Origin of the sequence: Enterobacter cloacae complex sp. ECL72 (assembly GCF_019056635.1) — a bacterium.
Taxonomy (GTDB): domain Bacteria; phylum Pseudomonadota; class Gammaproteobacteria; order Enterobacterales; family Enterobacteriaceae; genus Enterobacter; species Enterobacter hormaechei_C.
Map to the genome: position 1 here is coordinate 2656305 of NZ_CP077659.1, position 22914 is coordinate 2679218.

General features: G+C 54.9%; 21 protein-coding genes and 1 tRNA gene. 11 read left to right on the top strand and 11 right to left on the bottom strand.

What is annotated here, in order from left to right; all coding sequences use genetic code 11:
• Positions 1-127: 127 nt before the first annotated feature.
• From KTH07_RS12855 to yejF, 5 genes are all read left to right on the top strand, one after another.
• Positions 128-1681, top strand: coding sequence for a cyclic di-GMP phosphodiesterase (locus KTH07_RS12855; protein ID WP_032619319.1), 1554 nt, complete (start codon positions 128-130; stop codon positions 1679-1681).
• Between the two features lie 75 nt (positions 1682-1756).
• Complete coding sequence (locus KTH07_RS12860; RefSeq protein WP_017383396.1) at positions 1757-3562, top strand: extracellular solute-binding protein; 1806 nt, start codon at positions 1757-1759, stop codon at positions 3560-3562.
• Positions 3563-3571: 9 nt separating this feature from the next.
• Entirely contained in the window at positions 3572-4666 is a 1095-nt protein-coding gene (locus KTH07_RS12865; protein WP_003859369.1) for a microcin C ABC transporter permease YejB, read from the top strand.
• A complete protein-coding gene (locus tag KTH07_RS12870) occupies positions 4666-5691 on the top strand; it encodes a microcin C ABC transporter permease (protein WP_015572302.1) in 1026 nt (341 codons plus the stop codon). The genes KTH07_RS12865 and KTH07_RS12870 overlap by 1 nt, the downstream gene beginning before the upstream one ends.
• Before the next feature lies 1 nt (position 5692).
• Complete coding sequence (yejF, locus tag KTH07_RS12875; protein WP_032619317.1) at positions 5693-7282, top strand: microcin C ABC transporter ATP-binding protein YejF; 1590 nt, start codon at positions 5693-5695, stop codon at positions 7280-7282.
• A 3-nt stretch (positions 7283-7285) separates the two neighbouring features.
• Here the strand turns inward: yejF and KTH07_RS12880 are convergent, their stop codons facing one another.
• The 3 genes from KTH07_RS12880 to rsuA all read right to left on the bottom strand — a co-directional run bounded on the left by KTH07_RS12880 (position 7286) and on the right by rsuA (position 9829).
• Positions 7286-7630, bottom strand: a complete 345-nt coding sequence (locus KTH07_RS12880) for a YejG family protein (protein ID WP_017383399.1) — start codon at positions 7628-7630, stop codon at positions 7286-7288.
• Between the two features lie 276 nt (positions 7631-7906).
• The gene (locus tag KTH07_RS12885) at positions 7907-9106 is read right to left on the bottom strand and encodes a Bcr/CflA family multidrug efflux MFS transporter (protein ID WP_003859373.1); all 1200 of its coding nucleotides are present in this window, start codon (positions 9104-9106) and stop codon (positions 7907-7909) included.
• A gap of 15 nt (positions 9107-9121) precedes the next feature.
• Positions 9122-9829, bottom strand: a complete 708-nt coding sequence (gene rsuA / locus KTH07_RS12890; RefSeq protein ID WP_017383401.1) for a 16S rRNA pseudouridine(516) synthase RsuA — start codon at positions 9827-9829, stop codon at positions 9122-9124.
• 151 nt (positions 9830-9980) lie between these two features.
• Here rsuA and KTH07_RS12895 point away from each other — a divergent pair, with 151 nt between their 5' ends.
• Positions 9981-11741: a DEAD/DEAH box helicase gene (locus tag KTH07_RS12895; RefSeq protein ID WP_032619316.1), complete on the top strand. Its 1761-nt coding sequence runs from the start codon at positions 9981-9983 to the stop codon at positions 11739-11741.
• A gap of 125 nt (positions 11742-11866) precedes the next feature.
• Positions 11867-12151 carry a 50S ribosomal protein L25 gene (rplY, locus tag KTH07_RS12900; RefSeq protein ID WP_015572298.1) on the top strand — a complete coding sequence of 95 codons (285 nt, stop codon included), beginning with the start codon at positions 11867-11869 and terminating at the stop codon, positions 12149-12151.
• A gap of 51 nt (positions 12152-12202) precedes the next feature.
• On the opposite strand, the gene yejK is transcribed toward rplY, so the two are convergent.
• Complete coding sequence (yejK, locus tag KTH07_RS12905) at positions 12203-13210, bottom strand: nucleoid-associated protein YejK (protein ID WP_017693031.1); 1008 nt, start codon at positions 13208-13210, stop codon at positions 12203-12205.
• Positions 13211-13344: 134 nt separating this feature from the next.
• On the opposite strand from yejK, the gene KTH07_RS12910 reads away from it, so the two are divergent.
• From KTH07_RS12910 to KTH07_RS12920, 3 genes are all read left to right on the top strand, one after another.
• Positions 13345-13572, top strand: a complete 228-nt coding sequence (locus KTH07_RS12910) for a YejL family protein (RefSeq protein WP_001135586.1) — start codon at positions 13345-13347, stop codon at positions 13570-13572.
• A gap of 19 nt (positions 13573-13591) precedes the next feature.
• The gene (gene yejM, locus KTH07_RS12915; RefSeq protein WP_017383404.1) at positions 13592-15352 is read left to right on the top strand and encodes an LPS biosynthesis-modulating metalloenzyme YejM; all 1761 of its coding nucleotides are present in this window, start codon (positions 13592-13594) and stop codon (positions 15350-15352) included.
• 73 nt (positions 15353-15425) lie between these two features.
• Positions 15426-15502 (top strand) — tRNA-Pro (locus KTH07_RS12920).
• A gap of 105 nt (positions 15503-15607) precedes the next feature.
• Here the strand turns inward: KTH07_RS12920 and KTH07_RS12925 are convergent.
• Positions 15608-15928 (bottom strand): hypothetical protein, encoded by a 321-nt coding sequence (locus tag KTH07_RS12925; protein ID WP_075606808.1) that lies wholly within the window; start codon positions 15926-15928, stop codon positions 15608-15610.
• A complete protein-coding gene (locus tag KTH07_RS12930; RefSeq protein ID WP_032623296.1) occupies positions 15928-16167 on the bottom strand; it encodes a hypothetical protein in 240 nt (79 codons plus the stop codon). The genes KTH07_RS12925 and KTH07_RS12930 overlap by 1 nt, the downstream gene beginning before the upstream one ends.
• Before the next feature lie 100 nt (positions 16168-16267).
• Between KTH07_RS12930 and KTH07_RS12935 the strand changes: the two genes are divergently transcribed.
• Positions 16268-16534, top strand: coding sequence for a DinI family protein (locus KTH07_RS12935; RefSeq protein ID WP_075606807.1), 267 nt, complete (start codon positions 16268-16270; stop codon positions 16532-16534).
• A 41-nt stretch (positions 16535-16575) separates the two neighbouring features.
• On the opposite strand, the gene KTH07_RS12940 is transcribed toward KTH07_RS12935, so the two are convergent.
• The 5 genes from KTH07_RS12940 to KTH07_RS12960 form a co-directional block, all read right to left on the bottom strand.
• A complete protein-coding gene (locus KTH07_RS12940; protein WP_075606806.1) occupies positions 16576-17904 on the bottom strand; it encodes a phage tail protein in 1329 nt (442 codons plus the stop codon).
• Between the two features lie 59 nt (positions 17905-17963).
• Complete coding sequence (locus tag KTH07_RS12945) at positions 17964-18197, bottom strand: hypothetical protein (RefSeq protein WP_062676577.1); 234 nt, start codon at positions 18195-18197, stop codon at positions 17964-17966.
• Between the two features lie 107 nt (positions 18198-18304).
• Entirely contained in the window at positions 18305-18976 is a 672-nt protein-coding gene (locus tag KTH07_RS12950; RefSeq protein WP_062676578.1) for a hypothetical protein, read from the bottom strand.
• Positions 18977-19291 carry a hypothetical protein gene (locus KTH07_RS12955; protein ID WP_010429919.1) on the bottom strand — a complete coding sequence of 105 codons (315 nt, stop codon included), beginning with the start codon at positions 19289-19291 and terminating at the stop codon, positions 18977-18979.
• Positions 19292-19332: 41 nt separating this feature from the next.
• Complete coding sequence (locus KTH07_RS12960) at positions 19333-22878, bottom strand: host specificity protein J (protein WP_075606805.1); 3546 nt, start codon at positions 22876-22878, stop codon at positions 19333-19335.
• Positions 22879-22914: the final 36 nt, after the last annotated feature.

Below are 22914 nucleotides of genomic sequence, written 5' to 3' on the forward strand. Positions count from 1 at the left end.
TATTGCTGTCGTATCGTTGGTTATCCCTTGGCTGGCGATACGATAAAAAAAGCACTGCTCCGGCAGTGTTTTTTTTTGCCCGTTACACTGATAACTATCCAGCGGCATTTCAGGAATCACGACATCTATGTTTACCCGCTACTTCTCCAGCAACCGCAAGATTCTGTTTCTCAGTTTCCTTACGGGGTTATTCACTGCCCTGCTCCTGGGAGCATTACAGTTTTACTGGAGTTACCACAAGCGAGACGTCAGATTCGATACCCTTATTACCGATTTAAGCGTCTACATGGAGAGCTATTTCGATGAGCTCAAAATGTCGATTGATACACTCCAGCCACTCACGCTAAACAGCTGCGAGGAAGTGAGTGCCGCCCTGACCTCCCGGGCGGCCTTTAGCATCAACGTGCGCGCCTTTTTGCTGGTCAGGGATAAAAACGCCTACTGCTCTTCCGCCACCGGCCCGATGAATGTCCCTCTGGAAGCGCTTATTCCTGAACTGCACATCAATAAACAGGTTGATATGGCGCTCCTGCCGGGCACCCCCATGATGCCGGACAAGCCCGCGATTGCCATCTGGTATCGCAACCCACTGGTGAAGGACGGCGGTGTATTTACCTCCGTTAATCTTAACCTGACTCCTTATCTCCTCTACACCTCAAGACAGGATGAGTTTGCCGGTATTTCCATCATTATTGGCGATTATGCGTTATCAACCCATTCCGGAACGCTGGTCTCTGCGCGTGATTTGCCTGATATCCCGGTCCGTACCGCCACGCTGAAAAATGTGCCTCTGACCATCCATGTTTATGCGGAAGCCTGGACGACCGATGAAGTGCTGTACGCCCTGTTTTTCGGCCTGGTCTGCGGTATCGCGGCGGGCCTGTTGAATTTCTATATTCTTACTATCCGTCTTAATCCGGGGAAAGAGATCCTAACGGCCATCAAACGCGACCAGTTTTACGTGGTCTATCAACCCGTCGTGGATGCGCAGTCGCTCAAAATGACCGGGCTGGAAGTCCTGATGCGCTGGAAGCATCCGGTGATGGGAGAAATTCCACCGGATGCCTTTATTAATTTCGCTGAAGCGCAGAAGCTGATTGTCCCACTGACGCTGCATCTTTTTGACCTGATTATCCGCGATGCCCCTGTCCTGCAAACGGTGCTCCCGCCTGGGGCCAAGTTTGGGATCAACATCGCGCCCGGGCATCTGCATGCGGAAAGCTTTAAAGAGGATATGCGCGCGTTTGCCGCCGCCCTTCCACCCGATCACTTCCAGATTGTGCTGGAAATAACCGAGCGCGATATGATCAACCACCGCGAGGCTAATCAGCTGTTCGAATGGCTGCACGAAGAAGGTTTTGAAATTGCCATCGATGATTTTGGCACCGGCCACAGCGCGCTGATCTATCTGGAACGCTTTACGATGGATTACCTGAAAATTGACCGTGGCTTCGTGAATGCCATCGGGACTGAAACCGTCACCTCGCCAGTGCTTGACGCGGTGCTGACGCTGGCAGAACGCCTGAATATGTTAACCGTTGCCGAGGGTGTTGAAACGCCGGAGCAGGCGGCGTGGCTGCGCGAGCATGGCGTGAACTATCTTCAGGGCTACTGGATCGGCCGCCCGATGTCGCTGGAGCAGTTCAGGACGTGGCAACCCGACATCACGCTCGGGGAATAATTTCACAATCACGGCGCTGTCCCTTATTATTCTGTTCAACCGAGCCTGCCTGTGAACAAAGGGATCCGCCGCACTATGATTATGCGCGTTGTGTTGACGCTATTGGCGCTGGTGAGCCTGTCGAGCCAGGCGCAGACCATCAAAGAGAGCACGGCCTTTGCCGTCATTGGCGAGCCGAAGTACGCGGTTAACTTTAACCACTACGATTACGTTAACCCCGCCGCCCCGAAAGGCGGAAACGTGACGCTTTCCGCCACGGGAACGTTTGACAACTTTAACCGCTTTGCCCTGCGCGGCGTGGCGGCAGCGCGTACCGAATCCCTCTATGACACGCTGTTCGTCACCTCCGACGACGAGCCCGGCAGCTATTATCCCCTGGTTGCTGAGAACGTGCGTTACGCCGATGATTTCAGCTGGGCAGAAATCGCGATTAATCCGCGGGCGCGTTTTCACGACGGTACGCCGGTTAGCGCCCGTGACGTGGCATTCACCTTTCATAAATTTATGACCGAAGGCGTGCCGCAGTTTCGTCTGGTGTACAAGGGCACCACGGTGAAAGCCATCGCCCCGCTGACCGTGCGAATCGAACTCCCTGAGCCGAACAAAGAGAATATGCTGAGCCTGTTCTCCCTGCCCGTCATGCCCGAATCCTTCTGGAAAAATCATAAGCTGAGCGATCCCCTCTCTACCCCGCCGCTGGCCGGAGGGCCGTATCGCATTACCGACTGGCGAATGGGCCAGTACGTGATCTATTCCCGGGTGAAAGATTACTGGGCAGCCACGCTGCCGGTAAACCGGGGCCGCTGGAACTTCGATACAATCCGCTACGACTACTACCTGGATGATAACGTGGCCTTCGAGGCATTTAAGGCGGGCGCGTTTGATTTACGTGTCGAGAACAGCGCCAAAAATTGGGCGACCCGCTATATCGGAAAAAATTTCGCGAAAGGCTATATCGTTAAAGACGAACACAAAAACGAATCCGCGCAGGACACGCGCTGGCTGGCGTTTAATATTCAGCGCCCGGTTTTTTCCGATCGTCGGGTGCGTGAAGCCATTACCCTGGCGTTTGATTTCGAATGGATGAACAAAGCGCTGTTTTACGGAGCCTACAGCCGGGCGAACAGCTATTTCCAGAATACTGAATATGCCGCCCGTGATTATCCCCACGCGGACGAGCTGGTTTTGCTGGCGCCAATGAAAGCGGAGCTCCCGCCGGAGGTGTTCACCCGCGTATTTGAACCGCCCAAATCCGACGGAAACGGGTTCGACCGGGACAACCTGCTGAAAGCCAGCAACCTGCTGGATGATGCTGGCTGGGTGCTGAAAAATCGGCAACGGGTTAATGTGCAAACCGGTAAACCGCTCAGCTTCGAACTGCTGATTGCCTCCGGCGCAAACGATCAGTGGGTGCTGCCATTTAAGAAGAACCTTGCCCGGCTTGGCGTCACCATGAATATCCGCCAGGTCGATATGGCCCAGTTAACCAACCGCAAGCGCAGTCGCGATTACGACATGATGCAGACCCTGTGGGCCGCGCAGCCGTGGCCGAGTTCAGATCTGCAAATCTCCTGGGCATCGGGGTATATCGACTCCTCCTACAACGCCCCGGGCGTAAAGAGCCCGGTGATAGATGCGCTGATTGCAAAAATTGTCGCCGCTCAGGGCGATAAGAACAAGCTTCTGCCGCTTGGCCGCGCGCTCGATCGGGTCTTAACCTGGAACTATTACATGCTGCCGATGTGGTATATGGGCGAAGATCGCGTGGCCCGCTGGGATAAATTCTCCCTGCCTGCCGTTCGCCCGGTCTACACCCTCGGCTTTGACACCTGGTGGTATGACGTGAATAAAGCCGCAAAACTGCCCGCAGAGCGGCGTTAAGGAGTGACGATGGGCGCTTATCTTATCCGCCGGCTGCTGTTAGTGATCCCGACGCTGTGGGCCATCATTACCATTAACTTTTTTATCGTCCAGATCGCCCCCGGCGGTCCGGTGGACCAGGCAATTGCGGCTATAGAATTTGGTCACGCTGGCGGCATGCCGGGCGGCGGCGGTGAAGGAATGGGGGCCAGCCATGCCCGGACGGGCGTGGGCAACATCAGCGAAAGCCACTACCGGGGCGGTCGCGGACTGGATCCGGAGGTGATCGCCGAGATCACCCATCGCTATGGTTTTGACAAGCCGCTGCACGAGCGTTATTTCAGGATGCTCTGGGATTATGTCCGTTTCGATTTTGGCGACAGCCTGTTTCGCAGCGCCTCGGTGTTAACCCTGATCAAACAAAGCCTGCCGGTTTCCATCACGCTCGGACTGTGGGGGACGCTGATTATTTATCTGGTCTCCATTCCGCTGGGGATCCGAAAAGCGGTATACAACGGTAGCCGTTTCGATATCTGGAGCAGCACATTCATTATCATCGGCTACGCTATCCCGGCGTTTCTGTTTGCCGTGCTGCTGATTGTCTTTTTCGCCGGCGGCAGTTATTTCGACCTCTTCCCGCTGCGCGGGCTGGTCTCTGCGGATTTCAGCACCCTGCCGTGGTATCAGAAAATCACCGATTACTTCTGGCACATCACGCTTCCGGTGCTGGCGACGGTCATCGGCGGTTTTGCGGCGCTTACGATGCTGACCAAAAACGCCTTTCTTGATGAGATCCGCAAACAGTACGTCGTCACCGCGCGCGCCAAGGGTGTCGGTGAAAAGCAGATCATGTGGAAGCACGTTTTTCGTAACGCCATGCTGCTGGTGATTGCCGGTTTCCCCGCCACGTTCATCAGTATGTTTTTTACCGGCTCGCTGCTGATAGAGGTGATGTTCTCGCTCAACGGATTAGGGCTGCTGGGCTATGAGGCCACCGTCTCCCGTGATTATCCGGTGATGTTTGGCACGCTCTACATTTTCACCCTGATCGGCCTGCTGCTGAACATCATCAGCGATATCAGCTATACGCTGGTCGATCCCCGTATCGATTTTGAGGGCCGCTGATGTCGCGTTTAAGCCCCGTCAATCAGGCCCGCTGGGCGCGTTTTCGCCACAACCGTCGCGGCTACTGGTCGCTGTGGATCTTCGCCGTCCTGTTCGCCTTAAGTATGTGTTCGGAACTGATTGCCAACGATAAACCCCTGCTGGTGCATTTCAAAGACCGCTGGTATGTGCCGGTGCTGACCACCTACAGCGAAAGCGATTTTGGCGGCCCGTTTGCGACGCCAGCCGAGTACCAGGATCCCTGGTTACGTGAACAGATAGCGCAGCACGGCTGGGCTATCTGGGCACCGATTCGTTTTGGCGCGAACAGTATTAACTTCGCCACGTCCACCCCCTTCCCTTCGCCGCCTTCCGCGCAAAACTGGCTGGGAACGGACGCCAACGGCGGCGATGTGCTGGCGCGCATTCTCTATGGCACCCGCATCTCGCTCCTGTTTGGGCTACTGCTGACGCTCTTTAGCAGCGTAATGGGCGTTGTGGCGGGCGCCGTGCAGGGCTATTACGGGGGTAAAATAGATTTATGGGGACAGCGCGTGATTGAAGTCTGGTCCGGTATGCCGACGCTGTTTCTGATTATCCTGCTGTCCAGCGTGGTACAGCCTGGCTTCTGGTGGCTGCTCGGGATCACCGTCCTGTTCGGCTGGATGGCGCTGGTCGGCGTGGTGCGCGCGGAGTTTCTGCGTACGCGGAATTACGACTATATTCGCGCTGCGCAGGCGTTAGGCGTGAGCGATGGCGCAATAATCTTCCGTCACATGCTTCCCAATGCGGTGGTGGCGACCCTCACCTTCCTGCCGTTTATTTTGTGCAGCTCCATTACCACCCTGACGTCGCTTGATTTTCTTGGTTTCGGTTTGCCGCTGGGCTCACCGTCCCTTGGCGAACTGCTGTTGCAGGGCAAAAACAATCTCCAGGCCCCCTGGCTGGGCATCGCCGCATTCCTCTCCGTGGCGGTGCTGCTTTCCCTGCTGATTTTTATTGGCGAAGCCGTGCGCGATGCCTTCGATCCCAACAAGGCGGTATGACATGACCCGGCCTCTTCTGAGCATAGAGAATCTGTCGATTGCGTTTTCAAAACAGGGCGAATCACGCACGGTGGTGACGGACTTATCGTTGCAGATCCAGCGCGGAGAGACGCTGGCGCTGGTCGGGGAATCCGGCTCCGGTAAGAGCGTTTCGGCGCTGTCGGTGCTGCGCCTGCTCCCTTCCCCGCCGGTCAGCTATCCGCAGGGGGATATTCTGTTCCATGGACAATCGCTGCTGAACGCTGACGAGCAAACCCTGCGCGGCATTCGTGGCAACAACATCGCCATGATTTTTCAGGAGCCGATGGTGTCGCTCAACCCACTGCATACCCTGGAAAAACAGCTCTATGAAGTGCTGTCACTTCATCGGGGAATGCGTAAAGAGGCAGCGCGGGGTGAAATTCTGGACTGCCTTGAACGCACCGGTATCCGTAATGCGGCGAAACGGCTGAACGATTTCCCGCACCAGCTTTCCGGCGGCGAGCGCCAGCGCGTGATGATTGCAATGGCCCTGCTCACGCGCCCCGAACTGCTGATTGCCGATGAACCTACTACCGCGCTGGACGTCACGGTACAGGCACAAATTCTGCAACTGCTGCGCGAACTGCGCGACGAGCTGAACATGAGCCTGCTGTTTATTACGCACAACCTGAGCATTGTGAAAAAGCTCGCTGACACGGTGGCCGTGATGCAAAACGGCCGCTGCGTGGAACAGTACCGGGCATCCGCCCTGCTGAGCGCGCCTCAGCACCCGTATACACAGCGCCTGCTCGATAGCGAACCCGCTGGCGACCCGGTTCCGCTTAACACTGACAGCGCGCCGTTGCTGAGGGTTGAGGGGCTGTCGGTGTCATTCCCGATCCGCAAAGGCATTTTGCGTCGCGTGGTCGATCACAATCATGTTCTGAAAGACATGAGCTTCGCTCTGCGTCCGGGCGAATCGCTTGGGCTTGTGGGCGAGTCCGGTTCAGGCAAAAGCACCACCGGCCTGGCGCTGCTGCGCCTGATCGCCTCTCAGGGAAGCATTGTTTTTGACGGCATGCCGCTGCAAAAACTGAATCGCCGGATGATGCTTCCCGTGCGTCCGCGGATGCAGGTGGTATTTCAGGATCCAAACTCTTCGCTTAACCCGCGCCTGAGCGTATTACAGATTATTGAGGAGGGCCTGCGCGTCCACCAGCCGACAATGACGGCGCAACAGCGTGAAATCGACGTGATGCGGGTGATGGCGGAAGTGGGTTTAGATCCCGAGACCCGGCACCGGTATCCGGCTGAGTTTTCCGGCGGACAGCGCCAGCGTATAGCGATTGCCCGCGCGCTGATCCTGAAACCGGAGCTGATCGTGCTGGACGAGCCAACCTCTTCCCTGGACCGCACCGTGCAGGCGCAAATTCTGGCGCTGCTGAAGGGGCTACAGGAAAAGCATCGGCTGGCCTATATCTTTATCAGCCACGATTTACAGGTGGTGCGTGCGCTTTGCCATCAGGTGGTGGTATTGCGGCAGGGAGAAGTCGTTGAGCAGGGAGAGTGCCAGCGCGTATTCACCGCGCCGACGCAGGATTACACGCGCCAGCTATTGTCCGCTGACTAACACTCAGAAAGGATATTGACCAGAGAACGGCTCGGCAATGGCCACGCCGAAGTTTTTCAGCCGACAGGTGGCGGCAAACTCATCCTGGCTGTTAACAAACAGGCACGGCTCACCTTCGCATTCCAGCACGGAGCTGTCCACTTCGATGTCCGTCAGCGCCTGGCTGAGACGTTCCATGACCGGCCACGCATTTTCATCGCTCGGGCTGAGCAGCTTAAGCGCCACCAGACAATTATCCTCCCCGGTAACGCTTTGCGGAATCGGTTCAACTTTCGAACCTGCAAAACCCGTCGACCAGCGATAGCTCTGGGGCAAGCGATGGACAATGGAGAGTTGTAATGTATTCACGTTCAGATCCCCGGAAGCAAATTTACTTCACAATTTATTTACATTTATAGTAACACATCATCGCCAACCTGCACTGTTTAGCGGATTTTATAGGCGTTGCAGGCTCGCGTCGGCGCTATATGTACCCGTTTCTGCGATCTAACTCAACCTTTTTAAATACAATGATGTGACTTTTTACATAAATAGATTTTACATAAAAGAAACAAACACAGGGTAAACGAACGGAGGGTTGGTTGATATGGGTCAACAAAAAGGCCCGTCACGGGCCTTAAGTGGTCATTTATGCGCCGTCTTTCGCGGCCGGCTGGCGTAAAGATAGAAGAGTATGGAGCAGGTCGCGCAGAGGGCAATCGCCCACAGCATCGGCCAGGCGGTATTAAACGTCGCCGTCGAGAGCAGCGCCCCGACTATCGCGCCAATTCCGAAACGGAACGTTCCTGCCAGCGACGAGGCGGTGCCCGCCATATGCGGAAATTCGTCGAGGATCACCGCCATCGCGTTGGATGAAACCATCGACACGCAGCCGACAAACGCCGCCACGCCCACCACCAGCGCCCAGAAACCGACGCCCAGCAACGCGCTCAATACCAGCCAGATAGCCATCACGAACTGGATCCACAGCCCGGCGCGGAACATATTCAGCGCCCCAACCCGCCGGACAAAGCGGCTGTTGATAATGGTCATCACAAACAGGAACACAATATTCAGCGCGAAGTAGTAACCAAAATGCTGGGGTGACACATGGTTCAGTTCGATGTACACAAACGGCCCCGCGCTCAGGAACGAGAACATTCCGGCAAAGCTGAAGCCGCTGGCCAGCATATAGCTGAGCACACGCTTATGGCGAAACAGCGAGGCAAAGTTGCCAAGCGTGGTGCGAACGTGGAACTTCTGACGTCGCTCGACCGGCAGCGTTTCATCGATAAAGACGAAGATCATCACCGAGGCCAGCAGCGCGGCAATCGCCAGGATCCAGAAAATCGCATGCCAGCTGAACCACACCAGGACCGCCCCGCCCACCATGGGGGCGACCAGCGGCGCAATTGTCGTGACCAGCATGACGAACGACATCATGCGTGAGAACTCTTCCTTCGGGTAGACGTCGCGCATCAGCGCGTTAATCACCACGCTTGCCGCAGCCGCCGCCAGGCCATGGAAGAAGCGCATCACAATCAGCTGATCGATACTCTGCGCCAGCGCGCAGGCCACCGCCGCCGCGGCAAATATCAATGTCCCGCCCAGGATAACCGGTTTACGCCCCAGGCTGTCGGCCATTGGGCCATAAAAGAGCTGACCGAGGGCAAAACCAAGAATGTAGGTGCTGAGCGTCATCTGCGCGCTGCCTGCCGGTACGCCAAACTGAGCGGAAATCACCGGCAGCGCGGGCAGATACATATCGATAGACAGCGGCATCAGCATGGCCAGCAGGCCAAGGATAAATACAATTTTAAACGACGAGTGTGGCCTGGTGGTCACAGGGTTCTCCTGAATTTAGCGTGAAGGCAGCCCGACGCTGGCAATCTCTTCTTCCGTCAGCGGGCGATATTCCCCTGGGGCCAGGTCTGGATCGAGTTCAATCGCGCCGATACGTTCACGATGCAGCCCCACAACGTGGTTGCCCACGGCGGCAAACATCCGCTTCACCTGATGGTAGCGGCCTTCACTGATGGTCAGACGGACGTCCGTGGGGGTGAGGATTTCCAGCACCGCCGGTTTGGTCAGATCCTTCTCATTATGCAGCTGAACGCCTTTCGCGAATTGCTCTGCCGTGTCATCCGAGACCGGAGACTCAAGCATCACCCGATAGGTTTTCTCACAGTGATGGCGCGGGGAGGTGATGCGGTGCGACCACTGGCCATCATCGGTCATCAGCACCAGGCCGGTGGTATCGATATCCAGTCGCCCTGCCGCATGCAGCTTGTGCGCCACAGGTTCGTCGAGGAAATAGAGCACCGTCGGGTGATCCGGATCGTCCGTTGAACAGACGTAACCTTCCGGTTTGTTGAGCATGAAGTAGCGCGGGCCATTCTGCTGGGTCAGCGGGTTGCCGTCATACTCCACCTGGTGCTCAGGCTGGAGTTTAAAAGCGCTGTCTTTCACAATGTCGCCGTCCACGGTTACGCGGCTGGCGCGAATTTCACGCCCGGCAATAGCCCGGCTTACGCCGAGTTGCTGAGCGATAAACTTATCAAGTCGCATGAAATCTTTTTAGCCTTAATGGTGCTGGAAGTCGGACTACGCGTCCGAAAAAGAAGCAGTCAGAAACAGTTCAGTATAATGGTCTGGTTGCGCCACTCAAGGGAAAAAGTTTCGTGGCATACTATATGCGAGTTAACTGAATAGAGAAGCCATGACGTTCACATTACGCCCCTATCAGCAGGAAGCCGTTGATGCCACCCTCGCCTGGTTTCGCAAGCATCGGGAGCCCGCCGCCATCGTTCTCCCGACCGGAGCCGGTAAAAGCCTGGTGATTGCCGAACTGGCGCGCCTGGCCCGCGGACGCGTGCTGGTGCTGGCGCACGTCAAAGAGCTGGTGGCGCAAAACCACGCCAAATATTGCGCGCTCGGCCTGGAGGCCGACATTTTTGCCGCCGGACTGAAGCGCAAAGAGAGCCACGGAAAAGTGGTGTTTGGCAGCGTACAATCCGTTGCGCGCAACCTGGAACTGTTTCGCAGCGAGTTTTCCCTGCTGATTGTCGATGAGTGTCACCGCATCAGCGATGACGACGACAGCCAGTATCAGCAAATCCTCACTAATTTGAAAAAGGTGAATCCTCACCTCCGTCTGCTTGGCCTCACCGCCACGCCGTTTCGTCTGGGCAAGGGCTGGATTTATCAGTTTCATTATCACGGCATGGTGCGTGGCGATGAAAAGGCCCTGTTCCGCGACTGTATCTATGAGCTTCCGCTGCGCTACATGATCAAGCATGGCTACCTGACGCCGCCGGAGCGGCTGGATATGCCCGTCGTGCAGTACGATTTCAGCCGCTTACAGGCGCAGAGCAACGGGCTGTTCAGCGAGGCAGATCTTAACCATGAGCTGAAAAAACAGAAGCGGATCACGCCGCATATCATCAGCCAGATTGAAGAGTTCGCACAAACGCGCAAAGGGGTGATGATTTTTGCTGCCACTGTCGAACACGCGCGCGAAATTACGGGGCTGCTGCCCGCCGACGACGCGGCGTTAATTACCGGTGAAACCCCCGGCCCGGAGCGCGACAGCCTGATTGAGGACTTCAAAGCTCAGCGGTTCCGCTATCTGGTGAATGTCTCCGTACTAACCACCGGCTTTGACGCCCCGCACGTCGACCTGATTGCGATTCTTCGCCCGACGGAATCCGTCAGCCTGTATCAGCAGATTGTTGGCCGCGGGCTGCGTCTGGCGCCGGGCAAAACCGACTGTCTGATCCTTGATTACGCCGGTAACCCGCACGATCTCTATTCGCCGGAAGTCGGCACGCCAAAAGGCAAGAGCGACAACGTGCCCGTTCAGGTTTTTTGCCCTGCCTGCGGGTTTGCCAACACCTTCTGGGGGAAAACCACCGCCGACGGCACGCTGATCGAACATTTTGGCCGCCGCTGTCAGGGCTGGTTTGAAGACGATGAAGGCCATCGCGAACAGTGTGATTTCCGCTTCCGCTTCAAAAACTGCCCGCAGTGCAATGCCGAAAACGACATTGCCGCCCGCCGCTGTCGGGAGTGCGACACGGTCCTGGTCGACCCGGACGACATGCTGAAAGCGGCGCTGAAGCTGAAAGATGCGCTGGTGCTGCGCTGTTCCGGCATGGCCTTACAGCCCGGCGCGGATGAAAAAGGCGAGTGGCTAAAAATTACCTACTACGACGAGGATGGCGCAGACGTCAGCGAGCGGTTCCGGGTCCAGACGCCCGCCCAGCGCACCGCGTTCGAGCAGCTCTTTATCCGCCCGCATACCCGCACGCCTGGCGTGCCGCTGCGCTGGATAACCGTGGCCGATATCGTGCGCCAGCAGGCGTTACTGCGCCATCCTGATTTTGTTGTCGCCCGTAAAAAAGGGCAGTTCTGGCAGGTGCGTGAGAAGGTCTTTGACTATGAAGGACGCTTTCGCCGGGCAAACGAATTGCGCGGTTAACGGGACTTTTCGTTGATGCGCGAGCCATTTGAGTATAAAATGCCGCCCGCTTCACATCCGTGAGGCAGAACACTCACCTGCTGCTGGGTCGCCTGTAGTAGGGTTTTAAATACAGAGAGAAATCAATGTTCACTATCGAAGCAGAAGTACGTAACGTGCAGGGTAAGGGTGCGAGCCGCCGCCTGCGTACCGCAAACAAGTTCCCGGCTATCGTTTACGGTGGCGAAGCTGCTCCAGTTGCTATTGAACTGGATCACGACAAAGTATGGAACATGCAGAACAAAGCTGAATTCTACAGCGAAGTTCTGACCATCGTTGTTGACGGTAAAGAAGAAAAAGTGAAAGTTCAGGCTGTTCAGCGTCACGCGTTCAAGCCAAAACTGACTCACATCGACTTCGTTCGCGCGTAATCGCAAACCTGTCGAGAAAAACCCCGCGTTTGCGGGGTTTTTTTATGGCTGTTACTTACCGCCTGAAGTGCGACGCTGAAGCTGGTCGCGCAGATTCGGCGGTGTGCCTTTAATGGTCAGCGTGTCGGTGGCCGGGTCCCAGAAGATACGTTCCCCGAGCAGCATGGCATCAAAGTTAATGGTTAACCCACCGCCGCTACCGGCAAATTTCGTCAGCTGACGCAGCGTACTGCGATCCGCCGGGAAGCTCTCTTCCAGCTCATAGCCTTTTTCCGCAGTAAATTCCTGGAAGCTGACTTCGCTGACGCCTGCCAGCTCTTTGGACAGCGACTCCAGCTCAATCTCTTCTCCAGCCTGTAGCTGCTCGTTGCAGTAGCTGTAAACCTGCTGACGCACGGTCTGACGCTCAGATTTATCAAGCTGCGCCTCAGCCGTAAAGTCATCCACCGCCTGGAGGAGACCTTTGTTCTGCGCTTTGGCATTCAGCCCTTCGCTGGCGCCGAGGAAGTCCATAAAGAAATCCGCCACTTTGCGGCCCACGCGGCCTTTAAGGAAGGTCAGATAGCGCGTTGATTCCGGGTTGGTTTCCCATTCGGTTAAATCGATACGCGCCACAATATCCGCATGGTTGATATCCAGGTAGTGCGTTGAGCTGATATCCAGCTGCTCGTTCACGCGCATACTGCTTAAGTTATTCAGCACGGTGACCAGCAGATACTCTACCGCCAGATAGCGGTAGTGGCAGAACAGGACGATACCGCCATCGGCGAAGGGATATTTCGCCAGCTCGTCACGCAGACGGCCAGTAGCAGCGCGGCTGAATGCCAGGAAATCCTCTTCGCCCTGACGTTGCAGGCGCAGGCTATCCGCCAGTTCGCTCTCTTCGCTGAACAAGCCATAGGCTTTATTTTTCGCGCTGTAGACGCGATGCAACTCCGCCATCATCTCGACAACGGTAGGCGTTGGTTCCAGTAACGAATCGCGCAGCACCACTTCAAGGGTTTGCTCATCACGCTTGATAAGCTGGTGCAAGGCAATCTGGTTGATTTCCAGACTCATGATAAACTCTCCTTTTAGACCGGGCGGTATTCAACCACCACCAACGCATGTGTGCAACAGAAGATAAAAAAGGGGAAAAAAAGCTGTTGCTACGGTAATATGTCGCCCTTCTCTCAACAAACTGATTTTGATTTATGCCACAACATTCCCGCTATAGTGACGAACACGTTGAACAATTGCTCAGTGAGCTGGTCAACGTACTGGAAAAACATAAAACGCCAACCGATCTCTCCCTGATGGTTTTGGGAAATATGGTTACCAACCTGATCAATACCAGCGTTGCTCCGGCTCAGCGTCAGGCGATCGCCAAATCTTTCGCCCAGGCTTTGCAGTCCTCCGTTAGCGACGACCAGGCACACTAAGGGAAACGAACAACAGTTTATGGTGACGAATCGTCAGCGCTACCGTGAAAAAGTCTCCCAGATGGTCAGCTGGGGGCACTGGTTTGCCCTGTTCAACATTCTGTTGGCGATGGTGCTCGGCTGCCGTTATCTGTTTGTGGCGGACTGGCCAACCACGTTAACCGGGCGCATCTACTCGTGGATGAGCCTTGTTGGTCACTTTAGCTTTCTGGTCTTCGCCACCTATCTGCTGATCCTGTTCCCACTGACGTTTATCGTCATGTCGCAGCGGCTGATGCGCTTCCTGTCCGCCATTCTTGCGACGGCGGGCATGACACTGTTGCTGATCGACAGCGAAGTCTTTACTCGCTTCCACCTGCACCTGAATCCTGTCGTCTGGGAGCTGGTGATTAACCCGGATCAGAACGAGACCGCGCGCGACTGGCAGCTGATGTTTATCAGCGTGCCGATTATCCTGCTGATCGAAATGCTGTTCGCCACGTGGAGCTGGCAAAAACTCCGCAGTCTGACCCGACGCCGCCATTATGCGAAGCCCGTCGCGGCGCTCTTTTTCGCCTCATTTATCGGTTCGCACCTGATGTATATCTGGGCAGATGCGAACTTCTACCGCCCGATTACCATGCAGCGCGCGAACCTGCCGCTCTCCTATCCGATGACGGCGCGTCGTTTCCTCGAAAAACACGGCCTGCTGGACGCGCAGGAGTATCAGCGTCGTCTGGTCGAACAGGGTAATCCGGAAGCGGTCAGCGTGCAGTATCCCCTGAGCGATCTGAAATATCGCGACATGGGCCGCGGTCAGAACGTGCTGCTGATTACCGTCGATGGCCTGAACTATTCCCGCTATGAGAAGCAGATGCCAGCGCTGGCTGAATTCGCTGAGAACAACATCGTATTCACTCAGCATATGAGCTCCGGTAATTCGACCGACGCGGGTATTTTCGGCCTGTTCTACGGCATTTCACCGAGCTATATGGACGGCGTGCTGTCGGCCCGTATTCCGGCGGCATTAATTACCGGGCTTAATCAGCAGGGCTACCAGCTGGGGCTGTTCGCCTCTGATGGTTTCAACAGCTCGCTGTACCGCCAGGCGCTGCTGTCTGATTTCTCACTGCCCGCCGCGCAGAGCCAGTCTGACGATCGGACCGCTGACCAGTGGATAGACTGGCTGAAGCGCTATGCGCAGGAAGATAACCGCTGGTTCTCCTGGGTTGCGTTTAACGGCACAACGCTTGATGACAGCAATCAGAAAGGCTTCGCGCGCCGCTATAGCCGTGCGGCGGGCGATGTCGATGCGCAGATCGGCCGCGTGCTGACCGCCCTGCGCGACGCGGGCAAGCTGGATAATACGGTCGTGATTATCACGGCGGGGCATGGCGTGCCGCTCGGCGACGAGGCGAAGGGCATGGAGTGGTCGCGTCCGAACCTGCATGTTCCCCTTGTGATCCACTGGCCGGGCACTCCCGCGCAGCGCATCAACATGCTCACCGACCATAAAGACGTCATGACCACGTTAATGCAACGGCTGCTGCACGTCAGCACACCGGCAATTGAGTACTCGCAGGGACAAGACCTCTTTAGCGCCACGCGGCGTCATAACTGGGTCACGGCTGCTGGCGGAAACACGCTGGTGGTGACCACGCCAACGTTGTCCCTGGTGCTGAACAGCAATGGCAATTACCAGACGTATAACCTCGAAGGTGAGAAGCTGAAAGACCAGAAGCCGCAGCTCAGTTTGCTGTTGCAGGTGCTGACAGACGAGAAGCGCTTTATCGCTAACTGATTATTTATGAATCAGTTAGCGTTGCTTGCCCCTTGCATTCAAAAAGGAATCGAGTAGTATTCCTTTTATGCGTCGGCACGTAGCGCAGCCTGGTAGCGCACCGTCATGGGGTGTCGGGGGTCGGAGGTTCAAATCCTCTCGTGCCGACCAAAAACACATTGAAAACCAGCCTCTTATGGCTGGTTTTTTCATGTTTAAAATTTGCACGGGGAATCATTGGGGAAAAATGGGGGAATAACCCCCGACCTTTACACGCTACATTACAGGCGATTCATCGTCTTTAACTTGATTAAGTGTATGTGTAAGAACGCCGTGTACCGTTACGTCATCCAAAGCTTCACCTTCTATCGCTTCACCATCTTGAGTGATCAGCGCTTGGCCCATTAGCTTCACAAACTGGTTTCTCCCGTCCATGTTAACCAGCAACGTGTCCCCTCCTTCTGGCTTCAGACTGACGTTAATAACGGCCCAGCCGCATGAAGTTTCAATAACCCGGCAGTTGTTATCTACACCGCAGATAACATCTATTGTCATGGGCTGCTCCTGGTAATCTATGGCTGGCGATGGAAATCCCATTAGAAAACCCTCCCCATGTTACGCAGGATCCAGTATCGGTTCTCACTTCCGTTTGTCGTCTTATCGGCGAAGTCCGGCTGGTATCGCTCGATCCATGAATTTGCATCCGCCTGGCTGAAGTGCCAGTGCCTCTCCTGCAGCTCAGCGATGAATTTGTCTGTATGCAGGCAGAGATAGCCCTTGGGGTTTTGCTGTATGGCCGCAATAAAAGCAGCACGAATATCCGGTTGACGAGGCATGAACACACCCTCACTCGCTTATTGACTGTATGCATATACAGTAGTATTTTTATAAAAACAGATCAAGCACAGGAAATTTTTCACTTATAAGAGGATCGGTATGTTTGTTGAACTGGTTTATGACAAGCGAAATGTTGAAGGGCTCCAAGGGGCCAGAGAGATCATCCTGGCTGAGCTAACGAAGCGAGTGCACAAGATTTTTCCTGAGGCAAAAGTGAAGGTAAAACCGATGCAGGCGAACGGCTTGAATAGTGATGCCAGCAAAAGCGATCGGGAAAAGCTGAATCGCATGCTGGAGGAAATGTTTGATGAATCCGACATGTGGCTTGTGTCTGAGTTTCCTACAGTCCGTCAGGTTGGTATGTGACAAAATCTGGCAGCAATTTTTATCTGGCTGCCAACATTTATTTACGAACCAGATTCATTCTCCGCAGCGTCCACGGCTGCTTTCTGGCGTTGATTCCATACACTGTTTTCAGGCATGTCCAGTCGCACATCGATCCAACTGTTAGACGGAACATCCATAGCAGCCCCTTTCGTTTTAACGATCTCTCCTTCATCGTTGAGCATGTATTTGCGCTTAAAAAGCCGAATTGTCAGCCCACCGCTTTCTGTCTGCTCCGCTTCAACAACACCCAGTTCTCCCATTCCACCCGGGTCCATTGGCGGCAGTAATTGCCAGCCTGATGAGGCAAGACCAGCCGAACCGGTGAGCATGTAAACCCCAACATCAAGGCGGGAAATGATTATTCCCTCCGCCTCGGCGTTCGCCGTTCCACAGCCGCACCAGGAGAAACCATCCTCCGCTATATCAGCTCGCTGGCATACGTCACGACTCGTCACAATACGGGCCACTGGTGATGCTGCTTTAATGCTGCCATCTGATGCAACAGTAGTGTTTGCAGTCGTGTAAACCTTTTTCCATAGATACGTAGTGCCCTGCACATGGCTTGTCTGTATATATGCCTGTCCATCGATCGTCCAAACGAACCATGACGTGGATGGACCAGCATCATATTGTAGCTGCACCCCTACACCGTGGGTATTTTCAGGATTATTGACTGTCTGACTTGTGAAGCGCCCGAATCCAAGCATGTTTGTGTTTGAGAAGTTGTCGATATGACGAGAATATCCCAAACCTAGAGCTTTCAGCGTTGGAATCTGACTCGTATCACTATTGGTAACAATCTCAGAATCCAGTGAGTTCCTCGTGGCGCTACTTCCCAAACCGAGGTTTGTGCGACTGCCTTCTGCCGTTTTTGCCCCGGTGCCACCCTGTGCAATAGAAAGCGCAGTAGTGAGCCCTTTCAGCTCCGTGATATCGCTGTTTGCCCCCTTTCTGGCAAGTGCGCCAATACCAGGAATATTGACGGAGGCCCCGTTGATGGTAACGGTGATAGTCTGGTTTGCGGAGGTGGTGGCGAACGTCTCCCACGCGCCAATGTTCTCGTCGTACTCTTTGATGAGCTGCGACATGGCCTGTGCCAGCCCATCAACCGAGATAATGTCCGACACAAGGATTCCATACTTCTGGCCGCTCAGCGCAGGGGAAGCGGCAGGCGTAACCGTCATTGACGTGGCGCTGTTCACGGATGAAATCTGGAACAGCTGCACCGGGTTAGACATGACGATAATCGTCTGGCCAGAGCGAACCTGGCTGGCGGGTGCCGTCCAGTTAGTTCCGGTGCCGGTTGCGGTATTTCCGTTAATGGCTATGGTGCCAGTGTTATAAAGCATATTTTCTCCAGGCAATAAAAAACCCCGCCTGAGCGAGGTTTATTTTGAAACAGAATGAGTTAGTTGCAGGTCGTACTGGTGAACGTGTTGGCGCTAACCCAGGTCCAGTTAAAGGGGTAACCGGCGCGGTACTGGGTCTGATTGTTTTGTTTACGCACCCCGTAAATCTGGACGCTGTTTTCCTGCCCGCCGATAAGGGCTGTACCGGAACACACAGGCTGCTGTTTCTCAATAACGCCAGAGCAACCGGAGAGCAAAACCGCCACCGCCAGGCAAAGAATCATGTTTTTCATAGTGGTTATATCCCAGGGCATTCACAAGGTTACACAATAGCAATATGAATCAACGGGATATAATTGATTTGGTAGATCAATTATTCACAATCGATCGTTGAAAACGATCAATCATAGTTGGCGCAATTAATGGCCATGATTACGTTTCTCATGTTTGAGTACGCAACGTTTTGCAGGCTGCCACTGGGTGTTGTTTGCGGTCTGGCGTAAATTCGGGTGTTACTTCCCTCAAGTTTCGCCATGCTTTTGTAAATTGCCACATATGGCTGCGGTTGCCCGCCCGCTGAAACAACCCCTGTGATCAGACCGAGCATAACAGGCATGCAGGCCCACTTCCCCGCCCGGGTTGTATTGATGTTGTAGCCTGAGCTGGCATCCACCCCGGCAGTGCCGATAGTGACCACATCGCTCAGCGTGCGCGTTTCGTGGGTTAAAATCAGGGTCCCCGTTGCATCCCACACGGCCATCCCATAATCTGGCTTTGTCTGGGGGAAAATTGTGAAAAAATAAACATACGCTGTGCCGGTTGCATTAGGTCTGAGAAAATCAATCGTGATGGTGTTTCCGCTTACCGTCTGAGTGATTTCCACCTCAACCGTGCAATGAACGAAGGCCACAACGGGCTGACCTGAGGGAAAGGTGTGCGTCACCTTGGTATTAAAACCCGATGTTCCCTGCAGTGCCGCTGTCTTTCGCGCCTGTAATGCAATTGGCGAGCTGTTAGCGGTAACCCACACCTCACCGCTCGTCGTCGTCAGTAAACCGCCGTACTGCGCCATTTATGCCCTCTCGATCTGGAAAATGAGAAAAGCTGCAACAGCGGGTTCGGTCCCTGCTGAGTAGTCGGTATCCCCCACTGAGGAAACCGTTGCAGTGCCACCTGAGATGGTTATCTTCCTTCTTCCCGTTCCCCACTTATCATCGTTCATGACCTGAAAGTAGGTCAGTTTGCAACCCGGTGGAAGGGCAACGGAATAAGAGCCTGTTTTCTGGTTAACGGCCAGTTGCAGATAGCCGCAAACGCTGACTGGCTTAATTCCATAGTTGTTAACCTTGCCTGATGCGTCCCATGTTTGAACACCGTATTCCGCCATCGTATCTCCTGAAAAAAAGAGGCCCCACAAGAGGCCTCCCGTCACCATGTACCAGTGATTCTCCCGATCTGCACCCTCAACACATTGTTGGAGTCCCGTACACTGATTGTCTGGTTGGTCTGTTTCATGGCCCCCTCGCCAGCTGTCGAACCGTAGTTCTCAAACGTACCGGCCTTATCCAGCCTCCACCCGACTGAGCCAGCCACATAGTTATTCGACTGGATATAGTTGCCGATTTTGGCATTGCTGATCGTTCCGTCGCCGATAACTGCATCTCGGATAATCAACTGACCATTTTGCGTGGTGAATACGATGGTAGGCGTAGATCCTGCCTGCATCATCACAGCAAAACGATCCGCCAGGAAAAGTACCTGCGACTGCATACCTCCAGGGGTATTTTCCACGCCTATGCCCATCCCTGCTGCATACTGACGTCCGTTGGCATCTACAGCCACCTTGATGTTGTACATCGCGCTGAGGCCGCCGTTTACGTTCGCTATCGCCTGAGCGTTAGTTGTGATAGCTGAGGTATGCCCGTTCACCGTCGCCGTAATGCCGTTTATCTGCGTGGCCGTGGCCTGCTGATAATCGGAGAACGTCTGGTTGAGGCTGTTGATGGATGCCTTGTTGCCGTTGACGTCCGTCTGCAGGCTCATCAATGAACGTGCTGTGGCTTCCTTCTCACTGACGATCACTTCGTCGAGACGGTCCAGCTGAGCGCTGTTACCTGCGACCGATGCAGACAACGTTTTACGCGCGGCCACCTGCGCCAGCCCGTTCTGAATAATGGCGATAGCCGAGTTTTTTACGCCTCCTGCCATACCATCCATGGACACGCTGATATTATCGATACGCTGGCCAAGAGCGGTATCTGCCGTTGCGACGGTCTGCTCAAGCTGAGACAGAGATGACGACACATCCCCAACGTTACTTGTCAGTTCCTTCACATCGGTCTGAACCTGCCCGATGTCCTGGGCGTTTTTGGCTATCTTCAGCGCCTGCTGTTCGAGTTCATTATTCGCCTGCAGGATATCGTCAGCCATACCAGCAATTTTTTCGTTGGTATCAACGGCATTCTCAATCAGGTCCTTGAACGTCTCAGACCCTTTGATGTCCTCCAGGATCACATCGGTAATATCAGAAACATCGATACTTGCCTGACCACGAACCCAGTCGGTATAACCGGACTCGTTACCGGTTCGGTCAACCAGCTGTGCGCGGTACCAGAAAATCTGCCCCGCTTTAAGGCCCATCTGCTGATATTTGCGCTGCGGGTAAGGCACATCGGCCAGCAACATCGCATCGTCCTCAGTACCCGTCAGGCTGTACTGAATTTCCGTCTTCAGTGTATCGTCCGTATTGGCCGGGAACCCCCAGTTCAGCTCGATACCGAACACCACGTTTTCAGACGCGATGAAACCCACCGGCTTCGGCGGATTCCCGTCCTTGCCCGTCAGTGTTTTCTCTTCTGAATATCCCCATCCGGACGAAATTTCAGCGGCATTGATGGCACGCACGCGCACCAGGTATCGTCCCGCATAAATACCCGGAACATCGAACGATGTGGTGGAGCTGCGCGGCACATTGACCCAGTTCCCGTCATTGCGGCGCCACTGTGCTTCATAGGCGATGGCGTTCTTCGCCTGGTCCCAGCTGACGCGCATGGTCTGAACGTTCACATTCTGCTGAACCACAGAGAATGAATTGATGACGATGTTGGCTGGCGGGGACTGATTACCTGGCGGAATAACACTTATTGGCCGCTGGTCGATAATGGCACCGGTATCGATACGCGCATATTTATCCGGATCGTGCAAAGCGCCAGAAATCGAATACGTTCCGTCATTATTATCCGTAACGCTGATAACGCGATATTGCTGCGCGTAAAGCTCTTCGGACTCGACAATCCACACCGATTCCACTGCAGGTGTTTCGCTGTATGCCGTTGTCACGGTGACGGCCCGGCCGTTTACGCTCTGTATCGTCCTGCTCTGCGATGCGCCGGACGGAAGGTTAACCATCAGACGGCTTCCGGGAGCGGCTGCCGAATCACGATCAAGCGTGATAACGCGACCGTTAACCGCGCTGATGCGCCCTCCCATCACTTTTCCGGAAAGCAGCTCATCGGCAACCGCGATAATATAACCAGGCTGTGGGATCTTGCCGTCAAGACCAACATCGAACGACACGATGCGATCCTTGTTATTGGTCAGGATACCCCAGCGCCCTTTGCGGTTTGCCTCTGACTGCCGGGTACAACCAATGGCTGTCATTTCGAGCTGATTTGTGCCAAAGCGAGCAACGAGATCCTGCTCAAATACAGGCTCCATCGCATCCGCGTAGGCATTACCCGGATCGGACCAGGAAACCAGTGCTGTGGTATAGCGGGTTTTCGTGGTGCTGCCCGAATAGGTAAAGCGCCCATTAACCACGTTTGCACGCGTGTAGCTGTAATCCACATCGCGGGGCATATCCGCCAGCGCAACGATTTGATCGCCACCCCAGTACGTCATGCCCCGGAATATCGCCGCAAAATCACGTAACACGGTATAGGCGTCATTCCTCTCCTGCACGTACACGTTGCAGGTATAACGAGGCTCGGTGCCGCTACCGCCTTTACCATCGGGAACCGGCTGATCGCAATATTGTGCGACCTGGTAAAGCGTCCATTTATCAATATTGGCCGCCGTCAGGCGATTGCCCAGCCCAAAGCGGTCGCTCACCACCAGATCGTAAAAAATCCAGGCCGGATTATCCGTCCACGCCCACTTAAACACCCCCGTCCATGTGCCGCTATAGGTGCGGGTCTCCGGGTCATACGTATCCGGAACGCGGATTACACGGCCTCGCGGTTCGCAGGCTATTTGCGGGATAGAGCCGTTAAACTGGCTTGAGTCAAATTCGATGTAGAGCAGCGCGGTATTTGGATAACGCAGTTTGGCGTCGATAACCTCTGTGTAGCTCTGCAGCGTCATTGTGTCGCCAATTTTCGCGCTGTTGGCATCCGCCGTGAGCTTACGCAGGCGCACCGTCCATGTGCTGCCTGCCTGTGGTAAGTCGATGCGATGGCTGCGTTCGTAGCCGGAAGTTGTCTTGCCGGTTACGCTGGTATTAAGTACCGTCTGCCAGGTACCACCATCAGTCTGCAGATCAATGGCGTAGTTAATTGAATAGCCAACCAGATCGCCATCGTTCTCCTGTTTAAAAAGCGATGGCCATTTCAGGCGCAGGCGAACGGCTGACAGCTGCGTGTTGGTAAAGGTGTGTGTCCAGGCGGTGGTGCTTGAAACTGCGGTGCCCACGCTGATTTCGTTTTCGGTACCGGGGATGCCCTGAATGTATTTTTGTGCCTGCGTCCCCGGGCGGAATTCCCACGCCACGCCGCTGAAGTTTTGGGAGCCGTCGGCGTTCTCCAGCGCCGTTCCGTCCAGGTAGATATCCTTCCCGGTGAGCTGTCCAGCAAACTCCCCTTCCCCAAGCGCAACGAGGATCTTTGCCTTCGCTACAGATTGCAGATCATCAGGCTGTTCGGTGGGAGTTCGGGAACTGGAGCTCCCGCCTTTTCGTCCGGTAATTGTTTTAGCCATATCGCGCCCATAAAAAAAGCCACCCGAAGGTGGCTT